Genomic DNA, 13,072 nt, shown 5'->3' on the forward strand with positions numbered 1-13,072 from the left:
CCAGGTCCACGCCTACCCGAACGATCTCGCCTCGTGTAATCTCGCCCATGACTTCCCCTTTCCGCTCAGATTGGACTTCCGCAACGAGTCAATCTTGGTACCTCGATACCGCAACAGGACTGGGGAAGTCCCTTCGTATTCGTTTCAGCGGACCGCCTCCGGCGGCCGCTGAACTCAAACGTTAGGTGGCAGAGGAACCAATGAACCTGAATGACGCTCTGCAAGAGATTCGCACGTTCTGGGCCGAACCAGCCTTCCCATTTCGAGGCGGAGGACGCCAACGGCTCGCGGTCATTGAGACCGAGTTCGAGCGAACCTTTCCACTCGAACTGCGCGACTACATCGCTACTATCATCTCGCCTGGCCCGTTCTCCTTCACCGCGGTCGGGAATCCGATCGATGTCTACGGCTACGATGACCTATTGAAAAGGCTGGAGGGGTATAACTACAATCCACTTACGCGTGAGGAACTCGAAGAGTGGAGCCCGGAGTGGTTCCTGATCGGCGATGAAGGCGCAGATCCAATCATAGTAGAACTCGGTGGCACCGGCGTGTCTTCTCCCGTTCTCCAAGCTATGCACGGCGAAGGCGACTGGAACTTCGAAATCATCGCGTCATCGCTGGGGCAGTTCATTCTGCTCACGGCGGCACGCCACCATGCTCTCCACATGCTTCCCTTCGACCAGCTAATCATTGATAACGAGAATGGGTTCAACTTGGCAGGCAGCGCGGCCGAATGGCTCTTCCCTCGTGTAAAGCGCTGGGCCCCGGAATTCTACGACTCATGGGTAGGCGCGTTCGACAACGCTTGATCGCTGCCACCCGGACGCCGAGGGTCAGATCTCCCATTTCCCTTTCCGAACTGGCGGTGCATTTTTCCAAGGAAATGGCAAGAAAATGGGGGTCACACAAGAAAATGGGTGACCCTCCAACTCTTGTGACCCTCCAACTTTTGATTGCGCTGCTCACGCACCGCGTCCTCGCGGGCTCGGACCAAGTCGCGCACCGCTTCGTCGGCCTAGTCTGGCACCCGCACCACCGCCAGGTCGCCCGCTCGGGCCAGGCGCGCCAGCAGCAGCGCGTCACGCCGATCGGTCTTGATGCGTTCGGTCGCTGGCCGAGCAATGGAGGACGGCGCGACCACCACCTCGCGAGTCAGCCCTTGCCGGCTCAGGTGCCGCCAGATCACGAAACCGCAGCAGCCGGCCTCGTAGACCACATGCAGCCATCGACCCGCGCTGACCAGCCGGCACAGCGCGTTGTCCAAGGCAGTCAGGTCGCCACCGACGCGCCAACTGGGCTGGAAATGGCTCAAAATCTGACCAAGCAACTCTTCTCAAATTGAAATGCCTTTCAACGAAGTCGATCTCAAGCGCATCGAAAAAGCCGCAGCGACATTCATGGCCGAACATCGCCCGCCAGCGCACGTTCGCTCACAGCTTGACTACGAGTACCAGATTGAGGGGCAGTCATTAGAGTTACTCGAAGTGCGTCCGCAATGGGATCGTCCATCTGAAATCACGAGGCGGCCTTTTGCAAAGGCCACATATGTCCGTAGTCGCAACTTGTGGAAGGTCTATTGGATGCGTGGAAATTTAACGTGGCACCCATATGAAACCAGTGAGGCCAAGTCCATTGATCAATTTTTTTCCATCGTCGGAGCAGACAAGTTCGGGTGCTTCTTTGGCTAAGCCAACGAACCATGAAAAGTGGGATCAGATCTTGCGCTCCTACATCGCGATTTCTCTTCGCACGCGAGGGCGTGCGTCATGGGATGGTGACCAAATGCCTTCGACCTCCCCTTCGTGCTCGCGCCACGCGGGCAATATTGGAACGCAAAACCTGATCTTCACGCTGCAATAGACCTCATGATTTCAGTCTATCTCCAAGGTCAGCGATTCCAGGTTCGTGCAGCCGCCATTGTCCTTCATGCCGGGTACGTACTGCTCCACCGCGCGCCAAGCGACGAATACTGGGCTCTCCCGGGTGGCCGAGTCGAAGTGGGCGAGGAGGCATCAGCTACCATCGTCCGCGAGATGAAGGAAGAACTTGGAGAGGAAGTTGAATGCGGCCAACTTCTACACATAGCGGAGAACTTCTTTGATCTCGCGGGCCGCCGCAACCATGAGATCGGTTTTTATTTCCTCGTGTCACTGGCCGAGACCTCAGGTCATCTCGACAAGGCTCGAACCTACTGTGGCTTGGAGACGCACTTGAATCTGGAATTTCGCTGGTTCGCGCTTGAAGATCTGGCGGCGATCAATCTACGACCCACCTTTCTACAGGCCTCTCTCACAGCCAATCCGCTGGTCTTCTCGCATGCCGTTCAGCGAGAGTATTAATGAGGGGCGAGATCACGGCCCACGGTCAGAATCAGCAGGGAATTTCCCTGTGGAGGTCAAGTTGACGAAACGGTGCAGCCTGCATCTAATGGCACCGGATGAGGATTGCACCTTTCGCCGGAGATCTGGCAATGAATGACACGGGCCGTCGCGTGGTGTGCTTGCTTGCGGGCGTTGTCGCGATGCTGGGCGTTGCCGGCGTCAAGTCAGAAGATTCGCCGTCGTGGCAGGTGGTCGGCGTGCAGGGCCTGGTTCAAGTGGTGATCGTTCCCAAAGAGCAGGCGAAAGATTTCTCGGCTTACAAGCTTCAGCTGGCCAGGTTGTGTCCGCCTGAGCGCACTTGCTTCGTCAACTTCTACGAAAACACATTGGGGGTCAAAGGCGAGTTGCCGCTCCCTGACGCCATCGCCAATCAGCCCGCAGCCAGGTTTCGCCGATCCATGAAGAACGGCGCTGAGCTGTTCCAGTGGAGTTGCCGTGTGGCCGAGAACTCCAATGATGCTCAGTGCTTCTAGCTCCGCCACATCCGGTGACCCCGAACTCCGGACCCCGAACTCCCGAACTCTGACCCCGAACTCCTGTGAGAGCCGCGTATGAGTCGAATACTAGTCCTTGCAATCGCAGCGGGCCAACTGAGCGGATGTGTGTCAACGCAGCCTCTTCCCAAGAGTTGGGGAAATGCCGTGCTGTAACCGGCGCTGCGCCACACGAATTACTTGTCGGTCCTCATCGCATTGAGGTCACCTTCCCATGTGATCGTCCCGCGCAGTTCACGGGCTTTCTCTTGAGCGTGAAGGGCGAGCAGGGCCCGCAGTCCAAGCTCAACGGCTTCCCTTTTGGTCTTTGCGCCAGTTGCGCGGAGAGCGTCGTTCATGAGCTCGTCGTCAATCTCAATGTTCGTGCGCATGATTTGGACTTGGCCAACCTTTGGTGCAGATGGTAGTGCTGCCGTGGCAGCGCAGAAGGCCGAACTAGCCCAGGCCAAGACCACTTCGATGCCCGCCTGTCGTGAGACATCGAACGCAAGAAGCCAGATCAAGGACTTACAGCGGTTGGTGTCGAACTCGAGCGCATAAGGCTTGAGCGCGCGAGGGCACCCTCACGCCTCGGCGCGCGCCCAGGACGCGATTCGCTCGGCAGACAGCGCCGCACCGTCTGCCTCGTCTTGCTGCAGCAAGGCTGCGAAGGCCTGAAGATCGGCAGCGGCACAGCGCGCCAGGATCGGCCGCAGCACGGCCGCTGGCCAGACAAAGACTGCGCAGTCCTGAACGGCGCGGCAGGCGCAGGCGTCTGACTCCAGCAGGCTGCGCCAGCCGAACCATGCGAAGGCGGCCAAGCGGGAGCTGGAGGGTGCTGGCGCCTGGGCCAGGAAGGTCTGGCGCTGCGCTGGGTCGGAAATGGATTCGGCCAGCAGCGCGTGGGCCAGGCTCAGGTCATCGGTGTGCAGTGCGATGCGCAGGCACAGGCTGTGGGCCAGCGGCCCCATGGCCAGCGCTGCGCGTTGCACGAAGCGCTCGAAGTGATCGGGCTCCATGACCATGGCTTCGGCGCTGAGCAACTGCGAAGGCAGTTGTGCCACCTGAGCTCGCAGCCAGTCCAGCTCGCGCTGGCGCTGCTCGGGCTGCGGCGGTCTGTCCTGCGCCAACTGGCCTTGGATCAGCACGCCCGCCTGGCGCCGGTTGCAGCGTTCATCGGGCCCGTAAAGCGCCAGTTGGCCGGCAGCCAGCAGTTCCTGCCGCAGCGCGGCTGGCACGGCCGCCAGGGACTGCACCACCAAGCCGCGCAGTGCGGCGGGCTGCGGGGTGGCCGCACTGGTTGCCGCTCTGGCGGCAGCCGTCGGCCAGGGAAGCTCTGCGGCCGGCAGCGGCTCCTGGGCCGGGCCATGGTCTGGCAACAGATGCCAACCGGCCGCGTCCTCAGTGCTGCCCAGCATGGGCCGCTGCGGCAGTGCCAAGCCTTCTCTGGACAGGGCAAACCACAGGCGCTCCATGAACAGGGAGGCGATGCGGGAGCGGTCCAGGAACTTCAGCGTGAAAAAGCGCGCCGCAAAGCGCAGCGTGCCGGTCAACGGATCGGACCCGAGGATGACGACGCTGGGCGCGGGCACCAGCACGATGTCGGTGATGTCGCTGCGCAGCACCTGCATGGCGACCCGCAGCACCTGGCTGGGCGAGCTGTCGCTGGCCATGTGGAACACGATCTGGTGCCGCGAGGGCTGGCTGGCGCGGATGATTTCCACCGAGCGGCTGGTGAATTCGGCGTTGGGCATCAGCAGCAGCGTGCCGCGGTCGGTTTCGAGCGTGACCGACCGCCAGCTCAGCGAGACCACGCGCCCCTCCAATTCGTCGCGCCGCACAAAGTCGCCCACCCGCAACGGGCGTTCGATCTCGATGGACACGCCGGAGAACAAATGCCCCAAGGTCGGCTGCAGCGCCAGGCCCAGGATGGCCGTCAGCAGCGCCGAGGTGGCCAGCACGCTGGTCACATCCTGCCCCAGGCCGTAGTGCAGGAACAGCACGCCCACCACCAGATAGAGCGTCACGTTCAGCACCGAGCGCAGCAGGTCCGACGAGCGCCCCGCGCCTTGCGCCGCGCTCTTGCCGAGCAAGAGATGGCTCAGCAGTCGCTGCAGAAGCTGCGCCACGCTCAGCGCCGTCAGGCTCATCGCCGCCAGCTGGATCGCCGTGAGGTTGACCCCATCAGGCTCTGCATCAACGCCGTGCCCCAGGGTCACCACCACCAGCCACAACAGGGCAGCCAGCGCCATCGCAATCAAGGTCCACATGGCTTATTGGCCCGCGTCGTCGTCTTGCTTGCTGAAGGCGGCGATGCGCTTGAGCGCCGAGTCCATGCTGGCCCGCAGCCGGATGATGGCCTCGTGCAGCTCGGAAAACTGCCCCGCCTCCTTCACCGCAAAGGCCGGCTGCTGGGCATGCGCGCCGTCCACGCTGATCGAATGCGCCGCCTGCGTCAGCCGCTCCAGCGGATAGGTCACATGCCGGCGCAGCAGCAGCAGAAAGACCGCCGCCGAGAGCACGAACACGCAGGCCAGCGAGCCCACGGTCACCAGCACGCTGCGCAGCGCCTTGTCATGCGCGGCCTGGCTGGGCACCTCCACCACCTGCAAGGCCACCACCTCACCCAGCTTCCAGCCAAAGCCATTCACAGGCCCGTATTGCGCCACCATGGGTGCGGGCGCGGCCGACGGCACGCTGTGGCATTGCAGGCAGGCCGGATTGCTCAGCCGGATGGGACGGGCCACGTAAAACCGCCCGTCACCCGACACGCCGATTTCGCCACTCAACTCGCCGAGCTTGTCCTTGGCCTGGAACTCGCGGATCAGGCCCACCTCCCAGTCATTGGCCCGATCCTTCACATTGGTCGGGTTCAGCGAGGGTTCGCGGTACTGGTACTCCGGGTACTTTTTGGCGAGCCGGTGAATCGCGTTCTGCGCCGAAAATGACGGCACCTGCTGCACATTGAAGCCCGTGCCGCCTTGCAGCGACTGCAGCGCCGGCCCCACTTCCTCGCTGGTGTAGGCCCGGATCGCCAAGCCCGTCTCGAGCAGCATGTCGGCCTTCTGCTTGACCTCGTCCCGGGCCTGACGCGACTCCAGCTGAAACGAGATATAGGCCGAGATCGCCAGTCCCAGGCAAAGGCAAAACGCGAGGGAGAGCGTGAACCGGGATTCAATGCGCATGGGGCCGCTTTTGCCTTTTGACCTTGCCGAATGGCGAACCCACGATGATCGTAAGTAAATGTGACAAATTGGTGAAAAGGCGCGCGGCGCCCCATGCCGACGGCTGAATCGACGGCCGTCGCCAAACGAGCCTGAGCACGTTGCGCCAGTCGACGCCGGCCTGTCGTGAGACATCCGCGCGCTGGTTGGCCAGTTGCGGGTAAGGCCAGGGGCCGGCTTCGCCTACCATCGCGGGTTCCCATTCCTGTCTTCACGTCCTCCGCATGATCCAAAGCCGTACCCTGGCTGGCGCTGTTCGCCTGGCCTGGTCGCTGAGCCTGCCGCTGGCAGCCACCAATGTTCACGCCGCGCTGGACGAGGCGCCGCCCGCGCCCGTCGCGAAGGTGCGTGCGGTCACAGACACCTATTTCGGCGAGACTGTCCTGGACCGCTACCGCTGGATGGAAGACGACCAGGATCCCGACTGGCTGCCTTTCCTCAGGGGGCAGAACACGCACACCCGCGGGGTGCTGAGCGAGCTGCCTGGCCGCGCTGCGCTGCTGGCGCGCATCCAGCAGGTCTCGGGCGATTCGGTGGCCACCGGCCAGGTGCATCGCAACGGCGGCAAGCTGTTCTACCTGCAGCGCCCGGCCGGGGCCAACAACTTCTCGCTCTTCGTGCGCGACGGCAAGGGCCAGCCCCGCGTGCTGGTGGACCCGACCCAGCTGGACCGTGCCGGCCACCACACCTCGCTGGACTGGTGGGAGGCTTCGCCGGACGGCCGGCACGTGGCCTACGGCCTGTCGCAGGACGGCAGCGAGGACTCCACGCTGCATGTGCTGGACCTGGCCACCGGCCGCGACCTGCCCGAGCGCATCACCGACACCCAGAACGCCAGCCCCAGTTGGCTGCCGGACGGCAGCGGCTTCTTCTACAACCAGCTGACCGGCAAGGTGGACACGCCGGAGCGCTTCCTGGATTCACGCGCCCGCTTTCACCGCCTGGGCACCAACCCGGCAAACGACCCGGTGCTGGTGGCCCGTGGCCGCGCCGGCTCGCCGGTCTTCGAGCGCATCCAGTCGCCCACGCTGCTCAACTCGGCGCACGGCCCTTATGTGCTGCTGATGCTGGCCGACGTGCGGCCCGAGGTGGCGCTGTTCATCGCAACGCGGCAGGAGCTGCTGGCCGGCAAGCCCCGCTGGCAGCCGGTGGCCGGTTTTGAAGACGAGGTCACCGGCTTCAACCTGCAGGGCGACAAGCTTTACCTGCTGGCCAACCACGGCCACCCACGTGGCCGCGTGTTGCAGACCTCGGCGCGCGCGCCGGACCTGGCCACCGCCAGGGAAGTGGTGGCCGAGAGCAGCCTGGTGCTGCAACAGATGGCCCGGGCCAAGGACGGCCTGTACCTCAAGGGCATGGACGGCGGCCTGGGCCGGCTGCAGCGCCTGGGCGCCGACGGCAAGCTCACGCAGGTCGCGCTGCCTTTTGACGGCACGCTGGGCGGCCTGTCGGCCAATGCCGATGAAGACGGCCTGCTGTGCGGCCTCTCAGGCTGGCTGGAGCCCGCGGGCGTGTGGGCGGTGAGCGCGCGTGGCCTGGTGACCGACACCGGGCTGACCCCGCGCCCGGCCATCGACACCAGCGCCTACACCTCCGAGCGCCGCTTCGCGACCGCCAAGGACGGCACCCGCATTCCCTATGACGTGGTCTACAAGAAGGGCTTGCCCAGGGACGGCAGCGCGCCGACCTTCCTGCAGGCCTATGGCAGCTACGGCATTCCGGGCTACACGCCGTCCTTCGTCGGCCGTGCGCTGGCGCTGATGGACCAGGGCGCGGTGATGGGCTATGCGCATGTGCGCGGCGGCGGCGAATATGGCCGCGACTGGCACCGTGCCGGCCAGCTGGAGAACAAGCCCAACACCTGGCGCGACCTGATCGCCATCAGCGAAGACCTGGTCGCCCAGCGCTACACCTCGCCGCAGCACCTGGCCATTGGCGGGCGCTCGGCCGGCGGCATCGCGATGGGCATGGCGCTGACCGAGCGGCCGGACCTGTTCGCCGCGGTGGTCTCGGGCGTGGGCTGGCACAACCCGCTGCGCTACGTGGCCGAGCAGAACGGCTACGGCGAAGAGCCCGAGTGGGGCAGCCTGGCCGACCCGGCCGGCTACCGCGCGCTGAAGGGCATCGACAGCTACCAGGCCGTGAAAGACGGCGTGCGCTACCCCGCGGTGCTGCTGACCACTGGCGTCACCGACCCGCGCGTCGCCCCGTTCCACCCGGCCAAGATGGCCGCCCGCCTGCAGGCCGCCAGCACCAGTGGCAAGCCGGTGCTGCTGCGGGTGGACTTCGACGCCGGCCACGGCATGGGCTCCACCCGCGCCCAGCAGGACGCCGAAGCAGCCGACACGGATGCCTTCATCCTCTGGCAGACCGGCGCTGCGGCGCACCAGCCGAAGCCCTGAGAACTTCGCTGCGGCTCAGCTCGCGCGCCAAGCGCGCAGCTGGTCCACCGTGGCGGTGGCGCCGCCGCAGACGATGACCATCACGTTTTGGAAGTCGGCCAGCGCCGGCGCATTGGCATAGGCCAGCGCCAGGCTGGCGCCGCAGGCCGGTTCGACCAGGATGCGGTGGTCGTTCAGGAAGCGTTCGCAGGCAGCCAGCGCGGCTTGGTCGGTCACGGTGACGCAGCGCACCGGGTGGCTTTGCAAAAGCGAGAAAGCCTGTTCGCAGACTTGCTTGGCGCCCAGTGAGGTGGCGATGCTGGTGATGGCGTCCAGCGCGATGCGCTCGCCGGCCTGAGCGGCCTGTGCCAGCGAGTCGGCGCCGATGGTTTCGACGGCGATCACCGGCACGTCGCCCCAGCCGTTGCGGCGCAGCCCTTCGACCACGCCAGCCATCAGCCCGCCGCCGCCCACCGACAGCAGCACCGCATCGGGCCTGTCGCCTTGCCGTACCGCCTCGTCGATCATCGTGGCATGGCCCGTCCACAGCAGCGGGTCGTCGAACGGGTGAAGGAAAGCGTCGTGCTCGGTGAGCAGGCTCATCGCCAGCGCATTGGCTTCGTGCCAGGCCTTGCCGTGAACAATCAACTCGGCGTCTTGCTGGCGGATCAGTTCGCGGGCATGCGCGGTCGTGGTTTCCGGCACGACCACGGTCACGGGAATGCCCAGCTCACGGCCGGCGTAGGCCGCGGCGATGCCGGCATTGCCGCCAGACGACGAGATGAAGCGCCGCTTCCCGCGGCTGGCATGCCATTCGCACGCCGCGCCCATGCCGCGGATCTTGAACGAGCCCGGCGGCTGCAAGGCCTCCAGCTTCAGCGTGACCTGGCGGCCGGCGGCCAGGGTCAAGGGGCGGGAGGTGACCAGCGGGGTTTCGATGTGCAAAGGCATGGCCCGATTATCGAAGCGCCGCGGGGCATGCGCGTCAGGGCTGCAGCGTGTCACCGGTCTTGAAAGACTCGGTGAACTCGTTCACGCCATGGTGGCCACCGTTGACCAGCCGCCGGGCCTCGGCATAGTCCTGCCGCAGCAAGGCCTGCTTGATCAGGCGCTCCTTGCTGCCGAGGAACAGCGTCAGCAGATCGGCTGCGACCTGGGCTGCGTTGGCCAGCTCGGGGTGGGTTTCCAGGTCCAGCGCGGGCTTGAGCCTGGGGCCGAATTCCTGGTAGTTGCTGCGGCCGGTCAGCTGGATGAAGCCGCGGCCCTTGAAGCGCTCGCCATCGCCCTTGCCGTGGTTGCCGAGGTCGCTGCGGAAGTCGTAGAGGTCGAACGGCTGGCCGGAAGGCGAGGTGTTGAAGCGCGACTGGCCTTCGCTGATCGGCAGGAAGCCGGCGGTCTCCACACGGATGGTGGCAATGGCCATCAGCACCATCGGCCTGTCATGCAGCTGTCCGTCGGTCAGCGACTGCAGCACCAGCGGCAGGTGGGTCTTGATGTTGACCAGCGGCGCGCCCGGGCACATCTGCGCGGCGATCTGCACCGACATGCCGGTGGTTGCGTCGGGCAGCGTGCTGTCTACCGCCAGCTCCAGTGCTTCCTGGGTGCGCGGGCCGGCGATGCCGTCAGCCAGCAGGTTGCGGCTCTTCTGGAAGCCGATCAGGGCCTGCTCGGTGGCCACGCCGAAGTCACCGTCCGGCTCGCCAGGGTTGAAGCCTTTGCCTTTCAGTGCCAGTTGCAGCTGCTTCACATCGGGGCCGCGGTCGCCCAAACGCAGGGTGGTGCTCATCTTGCTGTCTCCCAAGGCCGGTGTCGGATGAGCCTGCGCTGTCGCCGGCCATCGGCGACGCAGGCTGGAGTGACAAAGCGGGTGCTCAGCGGAACATCTGCGCCGCGACGTTGAGCCCGGCGATCAGCAGCACGCCGGTCCAGCTGGGCTGCTTGCCGGCCGGCAGGCTGCCCAGCTTGACGAAGGTCGGCGGGTCCGGCAGCTGGCCGGGTGGCAGCACCTTGAAGCTGGCGCGGTTGGTGGCGAAGCCGGCGTCCACGCTGACGCGGTTGTCGACAAACTCCGACGCGCCGGCCTCTTCGTTGGCCACGCGGTTGGTGTAGCCAGCCAGGTCATCGCGGATGATCTCGACCAGGTAGATGTCATCGCTCATTGGCGTCTCCTGAAGATGGGCTCACGGCGCCAGGCCGGCGTTGCGGAAGATGGCGGCCAGGGCGTCGATCTGCACCTGGGTGCGGGCCTCGCGCACGTACTTTTGCAGCAGGGCGACGGCCGCATCCTTGGCCGCGGGCAGTTGATCGCTTGGCACGCTGAGCGCAGTCAGTGCGGCCGTCACCGCCTCCAGCGTGGCGGTGGGTGCGCCCAGCGCCAGCGTCAGGCTGCGTTTGCTGGCCAAGGTCGTGCTGCTGAGGTTTTCCATCGTGTTGGCCACCATCAGCGTCTGGCTCAGGTTCCTGCTGGCCGCTTCGTCGCGCTTGTTGGCTTCGGCCTGGATGGTCAGGAAAGCGCCGTCCATGGTGCCGGCAAGGTAGTAGTCGTTCAGGTCGTTGCGCGCGGCCACCAAGGGGTAGGCGTCCGCGCTGCCGGGCAGGGCGACCAGGATGCGCGCAAGCACCTCCTTGCGCTTGGCCACCATGGTCGAGGCAATCGCGTCCAGCCCGCGGTTGTCGAAGAAGTTCTTGTCGACGACGGCTTTCAGGCCGGTGACGGTGGCGACCAGTGCGGCGAGGTTTTCCTTGGCCTGGGTCGCGTTCATCAAGGTGCCCAGCACGCTCAGGCCCAGCACGGTGCCTTCGCTGGCGGCGTCCAGCGTGTGCTTGTCGGTGGTCAGCGTGCGCAGGTAGTTCAGGAAGGCCACGTCCATCAGCACCAGGCGGTTGGCGATGTAGGCGTTGCGCAGCTCGCGGCGCCTGGTCGCGTCGGCATTGGCATCGCCCATGGCCTGGCTGACGTCGAAGTCGTCGGTGGCGGTGAGCAGCTTGTTGCGCTGCAGCTCGCTCAGGCCGATGGGCGGTGGTCCGCCGACCTGTTGCAGGCTGCTGCAGCCGGCCAGCGTGAGCAAGGCAAGGCCAAAACCGATACCCGAAAGCGCGCAGCGCGCTGGCCGCAGGGGTCGCATGTGTCCGCCTTCCTGGCCTGAGCCAGGGCTGAACTGCGTGGGGAGCCCGCATGGGCGGGGGTGGCGGCGCTTGTGGGTGGTGTTCGTGCGCGCTGCCGCAGTGTGCAGCGATCGGCGCGGCCGCGCCTCCCCATTAAGTGGGGACCGGGCGCTCCAGGCCTTGCGTGCAGGGCGTCAGTGCAGCTTGAGCCGGCCCGACACACGGCGCTGCAGCAGCCGGGCCAGCGCCAGCACCACGGTGTTGCCCAGGCCGACGATGGCACGGTGGTGCAGCAGGTGCAGCGAGATGTACATCCACTTGGCCAGCAGGCCTTCGACGAAGAAGTTGCGGCCCGACAACCCGCCCATCAGGTTGCCCACGCCCTTGTTGTCGCCCAGCGAGACGAGGGAGCCGAAGTCCTTGTAGACAAAGCTGGCGGCCAGCGGACGCTCGCGCAGCAGGCCGTGGAAGACCTTCAACAGGTAGCTGGCTTGCTGGTGCGCGGCCTGTGCGCGGGCCGGCACCAGCTTGCCGTCCTGCCAGGGGCAGGCGGCGCAGTCGCCCATCGCGTAGATGCCGGACGCCGAGGTTTCCAGGTGGTCGTCGACGATGAACTGGTTGGCCTTGTTCACGGCCAGGCCCAGTGTGGTGTTGGCGTCCGCGCCCTTGATGCCTGCGGCCCAGACGATCAGGTCGGCCGGCACTTCGCCCTGCGAGGTCTGCAGCGCACCGGGCTTGATCTCCAGCACGCGGGTGCTGGTCATGACCTTGATCTGCTTGCGCTCCAGCGCGGTGGTGGCCTGGCCGGAGATCTTCTCGGGCAGGCCGCCCAAGAGGCGAGGGCCGGCTTCGACGATGCTGATGTCCAGGCGGAAGCGCTGGCCTTTGCCCAGGCCGTCCAGCAGCTCGTTGTGGGCCTCGATCAACTCGGCCGACAGCTCCACGCCCGTGGCGCCGCCGCCAACGATGGCCACGCCCAGTGAGCGCTGCGGCGAGAACGAAGCCCGTGCAAAAGCGGCCAGCAAGTGGCGGCGGAAGCGCTCGGCGTCCTGCGCCTGTTCCAGCACGTGGGCATGCTCGGCGCCTGGCGTGCCGAAGAAGTTCGAACCGCTGCCGACGGCCAGCACCGCCCAGCGGAAGCTGATCTGCCGCTCGGGGGCGATCGCGCGGCCCTCTTCGTCCAGCAGCGGCGCCAGCGTGATCTGCCGCTTCACCGGGTCCAGCGCGCGCATCTCGCCGAGTGCGAAGCCGAAGTGGTTGCGCCGCGCGAGGATGGTGTAGGACAGGCCTTCCTGGTGCGCATCCAGCGTACCGGCGGCCACTTCATGTAGCGTGGGTTTCCAGATGTGGAAGACCGAGCGGTCGACCAGCAGGACCTTGTCGCGCCCCTCGCGCCGGCCAAGTTGCCGCCCCAATTGCGCGGCGAGCTCCAGGCCGCCTGCGCCCCCACCCAAGATGACGATGTCGTAGTGCATGGGCGGGTTTTAACAGAGCCAGCGGCCAAT

At 65.7% G+C, this 13,072-nt stretch carries 15 protein-coding genes; 5 read left to right on the top strand and 10 right to left on the bottom strand.

The window, feature by feature from the left end; all coding sequences use genetic code 11:
* The first annotated feature begins 200 nt into the window (after positions 1–200).
* Complete coding sequence (locus ACAH41_RS00830) at positions 201–812, top strand: SMI1/KNR4 family protein (protein ID WP_325651905.1); 612 nt, start codon at positions 201–203, stop codon at positions 810–812.
* Positions 813–1,018: 206 nt separating this feature from the next.
* On the opposite strand, the gene ACAH41_RS00835 is transcribed toward ACAH41_RS00830, so the two are convergent.
* Positions 1,019–1,267, bottom strand: a complete 249-nt coding sequence (locus tag ACAH41_RS00835) for a hypothetical protein (RefSeq protein WP_325651904.1) — start codon at positions 1,265–1,267, stop codon at positions 1,019–1,021.
* 79 nt (positions 1,268–1,346) lie between these two features.
* Between ACAH41_RS00835 and ACAH41_RS00840 the strand changes: the two genes are divergently transcribed.
* The 3 genes from ACAH41_RS00840 to ACAH41_RS00850 all read left to right on the top strand — a co-directional run bounded on the left by ACAH41_RS00840 (position 1,347) and on the right by ACAH41_RS00850 (position 2,857).
* Positions 1,347–1,691, top strand: coding sequence for a DUF3024 domain-containing protein (locus tag ACAH41_RS00840; RefSeq protein ID WP_325651903.1), 345 nt, complete (start codon positions 1,347–1,349; stop codon positions 1,689–1,691).
* Positions 1,692–1,868: 177 nt separating this feature from the next.
* On the top strand, positions 1,869–2,342 hold the full coding sequence (locus ACAH41_RS00845) for an NUDIX hydrolase (RefSeq protein WP_325651901.1): 474 nt from the start codon (positions 1,869–1,871) through the stop codon (positions 2,340–2,342).
* A 131-nt stretch (positions 2,343–2,473) separates the two neighbouring features.
* Entirely contained in the window at positions 2,474–2,857 is a 384-nt protein-coding gene (locus tag ACAH41_RS00850) for a hypothetical protein (RefSeq protein ID WP_325651900.1), read from the top strand.
* A 197-nt stretch (positions 2,858–3,054) separates the two neighbouring features.
* On the opposite strand, the gene ACAH41_RS00855 is transcribed toward ACAH41_RS00850, so the two are convergent.
* The 4 genes from ACAH41_RS00855 to ACAH41_RS00870 all read right to left on the bottom strand — a co-directional run bounded on the left by ACAH41_RS00855 (position 3,055) and on the right by ACAH41_RS00870 (position 6,271).
* Positions 3,055–3,249: a type II toxin-antitoxin system VapB family antitoxin gene (locus tag ACAH41_RS00855; protein WP_325651898.1), complete on the bottom strand. Its 195-nt coding sequence runs from the start codon at positions 3,247–3,249 to the stop codon at positions 3,055–3,057.
* A 192-nt stretch (positions 3,250–3,441) separates the two neighbouring features.
* Positions 3,442–5,127 carry a mechanosensitive ion channel domain-containing protein gene (locus ACAH41_RS00860; RefSeq protein ID WP_325651896.1) on the bottom strand — a complete coding sequence of 562 codons (1,686 nt, stop codon included), beginning with the start codon at positions 5,125–5,127 and terminating at the stop codon, positions 3,442–3,444.
* A 3-nt stretch (positions 5,128–5,130) separates the two neighbouring features.
* Positions 5,131–6,042 carry a DUF3365 domain-containing protein gene (locus tag ACAH41_RS00865; protein ID WP_325651894.1) on the bottom strand — a complete coding sequence of 304 codons (912 nt, stop codon included), beginning with the start codon at positions 6,040–6,042 and terminating at the stop codon, positions 5,131–5,133.
* A complete protein-coding gene (locus ACAH41_RS00870) occupies positions 6,032–6,271 on the bottom strand; it encodes a hypothetical protein (RefSeq protein ID WP_325651892.1) in 240 nt (79 codons plus the stop codon). Before ACAH41_RS00870 ends, ACAH41_RS00865 begins: the two co-directional genes overlap by 11 nt.
* A 34-nt stretch (positions 6,272–6,305) precedes the next feature.
* Here ACAH41_RS00870 and ACAH41_RS00875 point away from each other — a divergent pair, with 34 nt between their 5' ends.
* Positions 6,306–8,483 carry a prolyl oligopeptidase family serine peptidase gene (locus tag ACAH41_RS00875; RefSeq protein WP_325651890.1) on the top strand — a complete coding sequence of 726 codons (2,178 nt, stop codon included), beginning with the start codon at positions 6,306–6,308 and terminating at the stop codon, positions 8,481–8,483.
* Positions 8,484–8,498: 15 nt separating this feature from the next.
* Here ACAH41_RS00875 and ACAH41_RS00880 read toward each other — a convergent pair whose 3' ends face one another.
* The 5 genes from ACAH41_RS00880 to ACAH41_RS00900 all read right to left on the bottom strand — a co-directional run bounded on the left by ACAH41_RS00880 (position 8,499) and on the right by ACAH41_RS00900 (position 13,042).
* Positions 8,499–9,413 (bottom strand): pyridoxal-phosphate dependent enzyme, encoded by a 915-nt coding sequence (locus ACAH41_RS00880; RefSeq protein ID WP_325651889.1) that lies wholly within the window; start codon positions 9,411–9,413, stop codon positions 8,499–8,501.
* 34 nt (positions 9,414–9,447) lie between these two features.
* A complete protein-coding gene (locus ACAH41_RS00885) occupies positions 9,448–10,248 on the bottom strand; it encodes a peptidoglycan-binding protein (RefSeq protein ID WP_325651887.1) in 801 nt (266 codons plus the stop codon).
* Positions 10,249–10,333: 85 nt separating this feature from the next.
* Positions 10,334–10,621, bottom strand: a complete 288-nt coding sequence (locus tag ACAH41_RS00890) for a hypothetical protein (RefSeq protein WP_325651886.1) — start codon at positions 10,619–10,621, stop codon at positions 10,334–10,336.
* Between the two features lie 21 nt (positions 10,622–10,642).
* On the bottom strand, positions 10,643–11,587 hold the full coding sequence (locus ACAH41_RS00895; RefSeq protein WP_325651884.1) for a hypothetical protein: 945 nt from the start codon (positions 11,585–11,587) through the stop codon (positions 10,643–10,645).
* A gap of 174 nt (positions 11,588–11,761) precedes the next feature.
* The gene (locus tag ACAH41_RS00900; RefSeq protein ID WP_325651883.1) at positions 11,762–13,042 is read right to left on the bottom strand and encodes an FAD-dependent oxidoreductase; all 1,281 of its coding nucleotides are present in this window, start codon (positions 13,040–13,042) and stop codon (positions 11,762–11,764) included.
* Positions 13,043–13,072 lie beyond the last annotated feature (30 nt).

The sequence above is a fragment of the Ideonella sp. genome (assembly GCF_041287625.1).
Lineage (GTDB): Bacteria > Pseudomonadota > Gammaproteobacteria > Burkholderiales > Burkholderiaceae_C > Ideonella.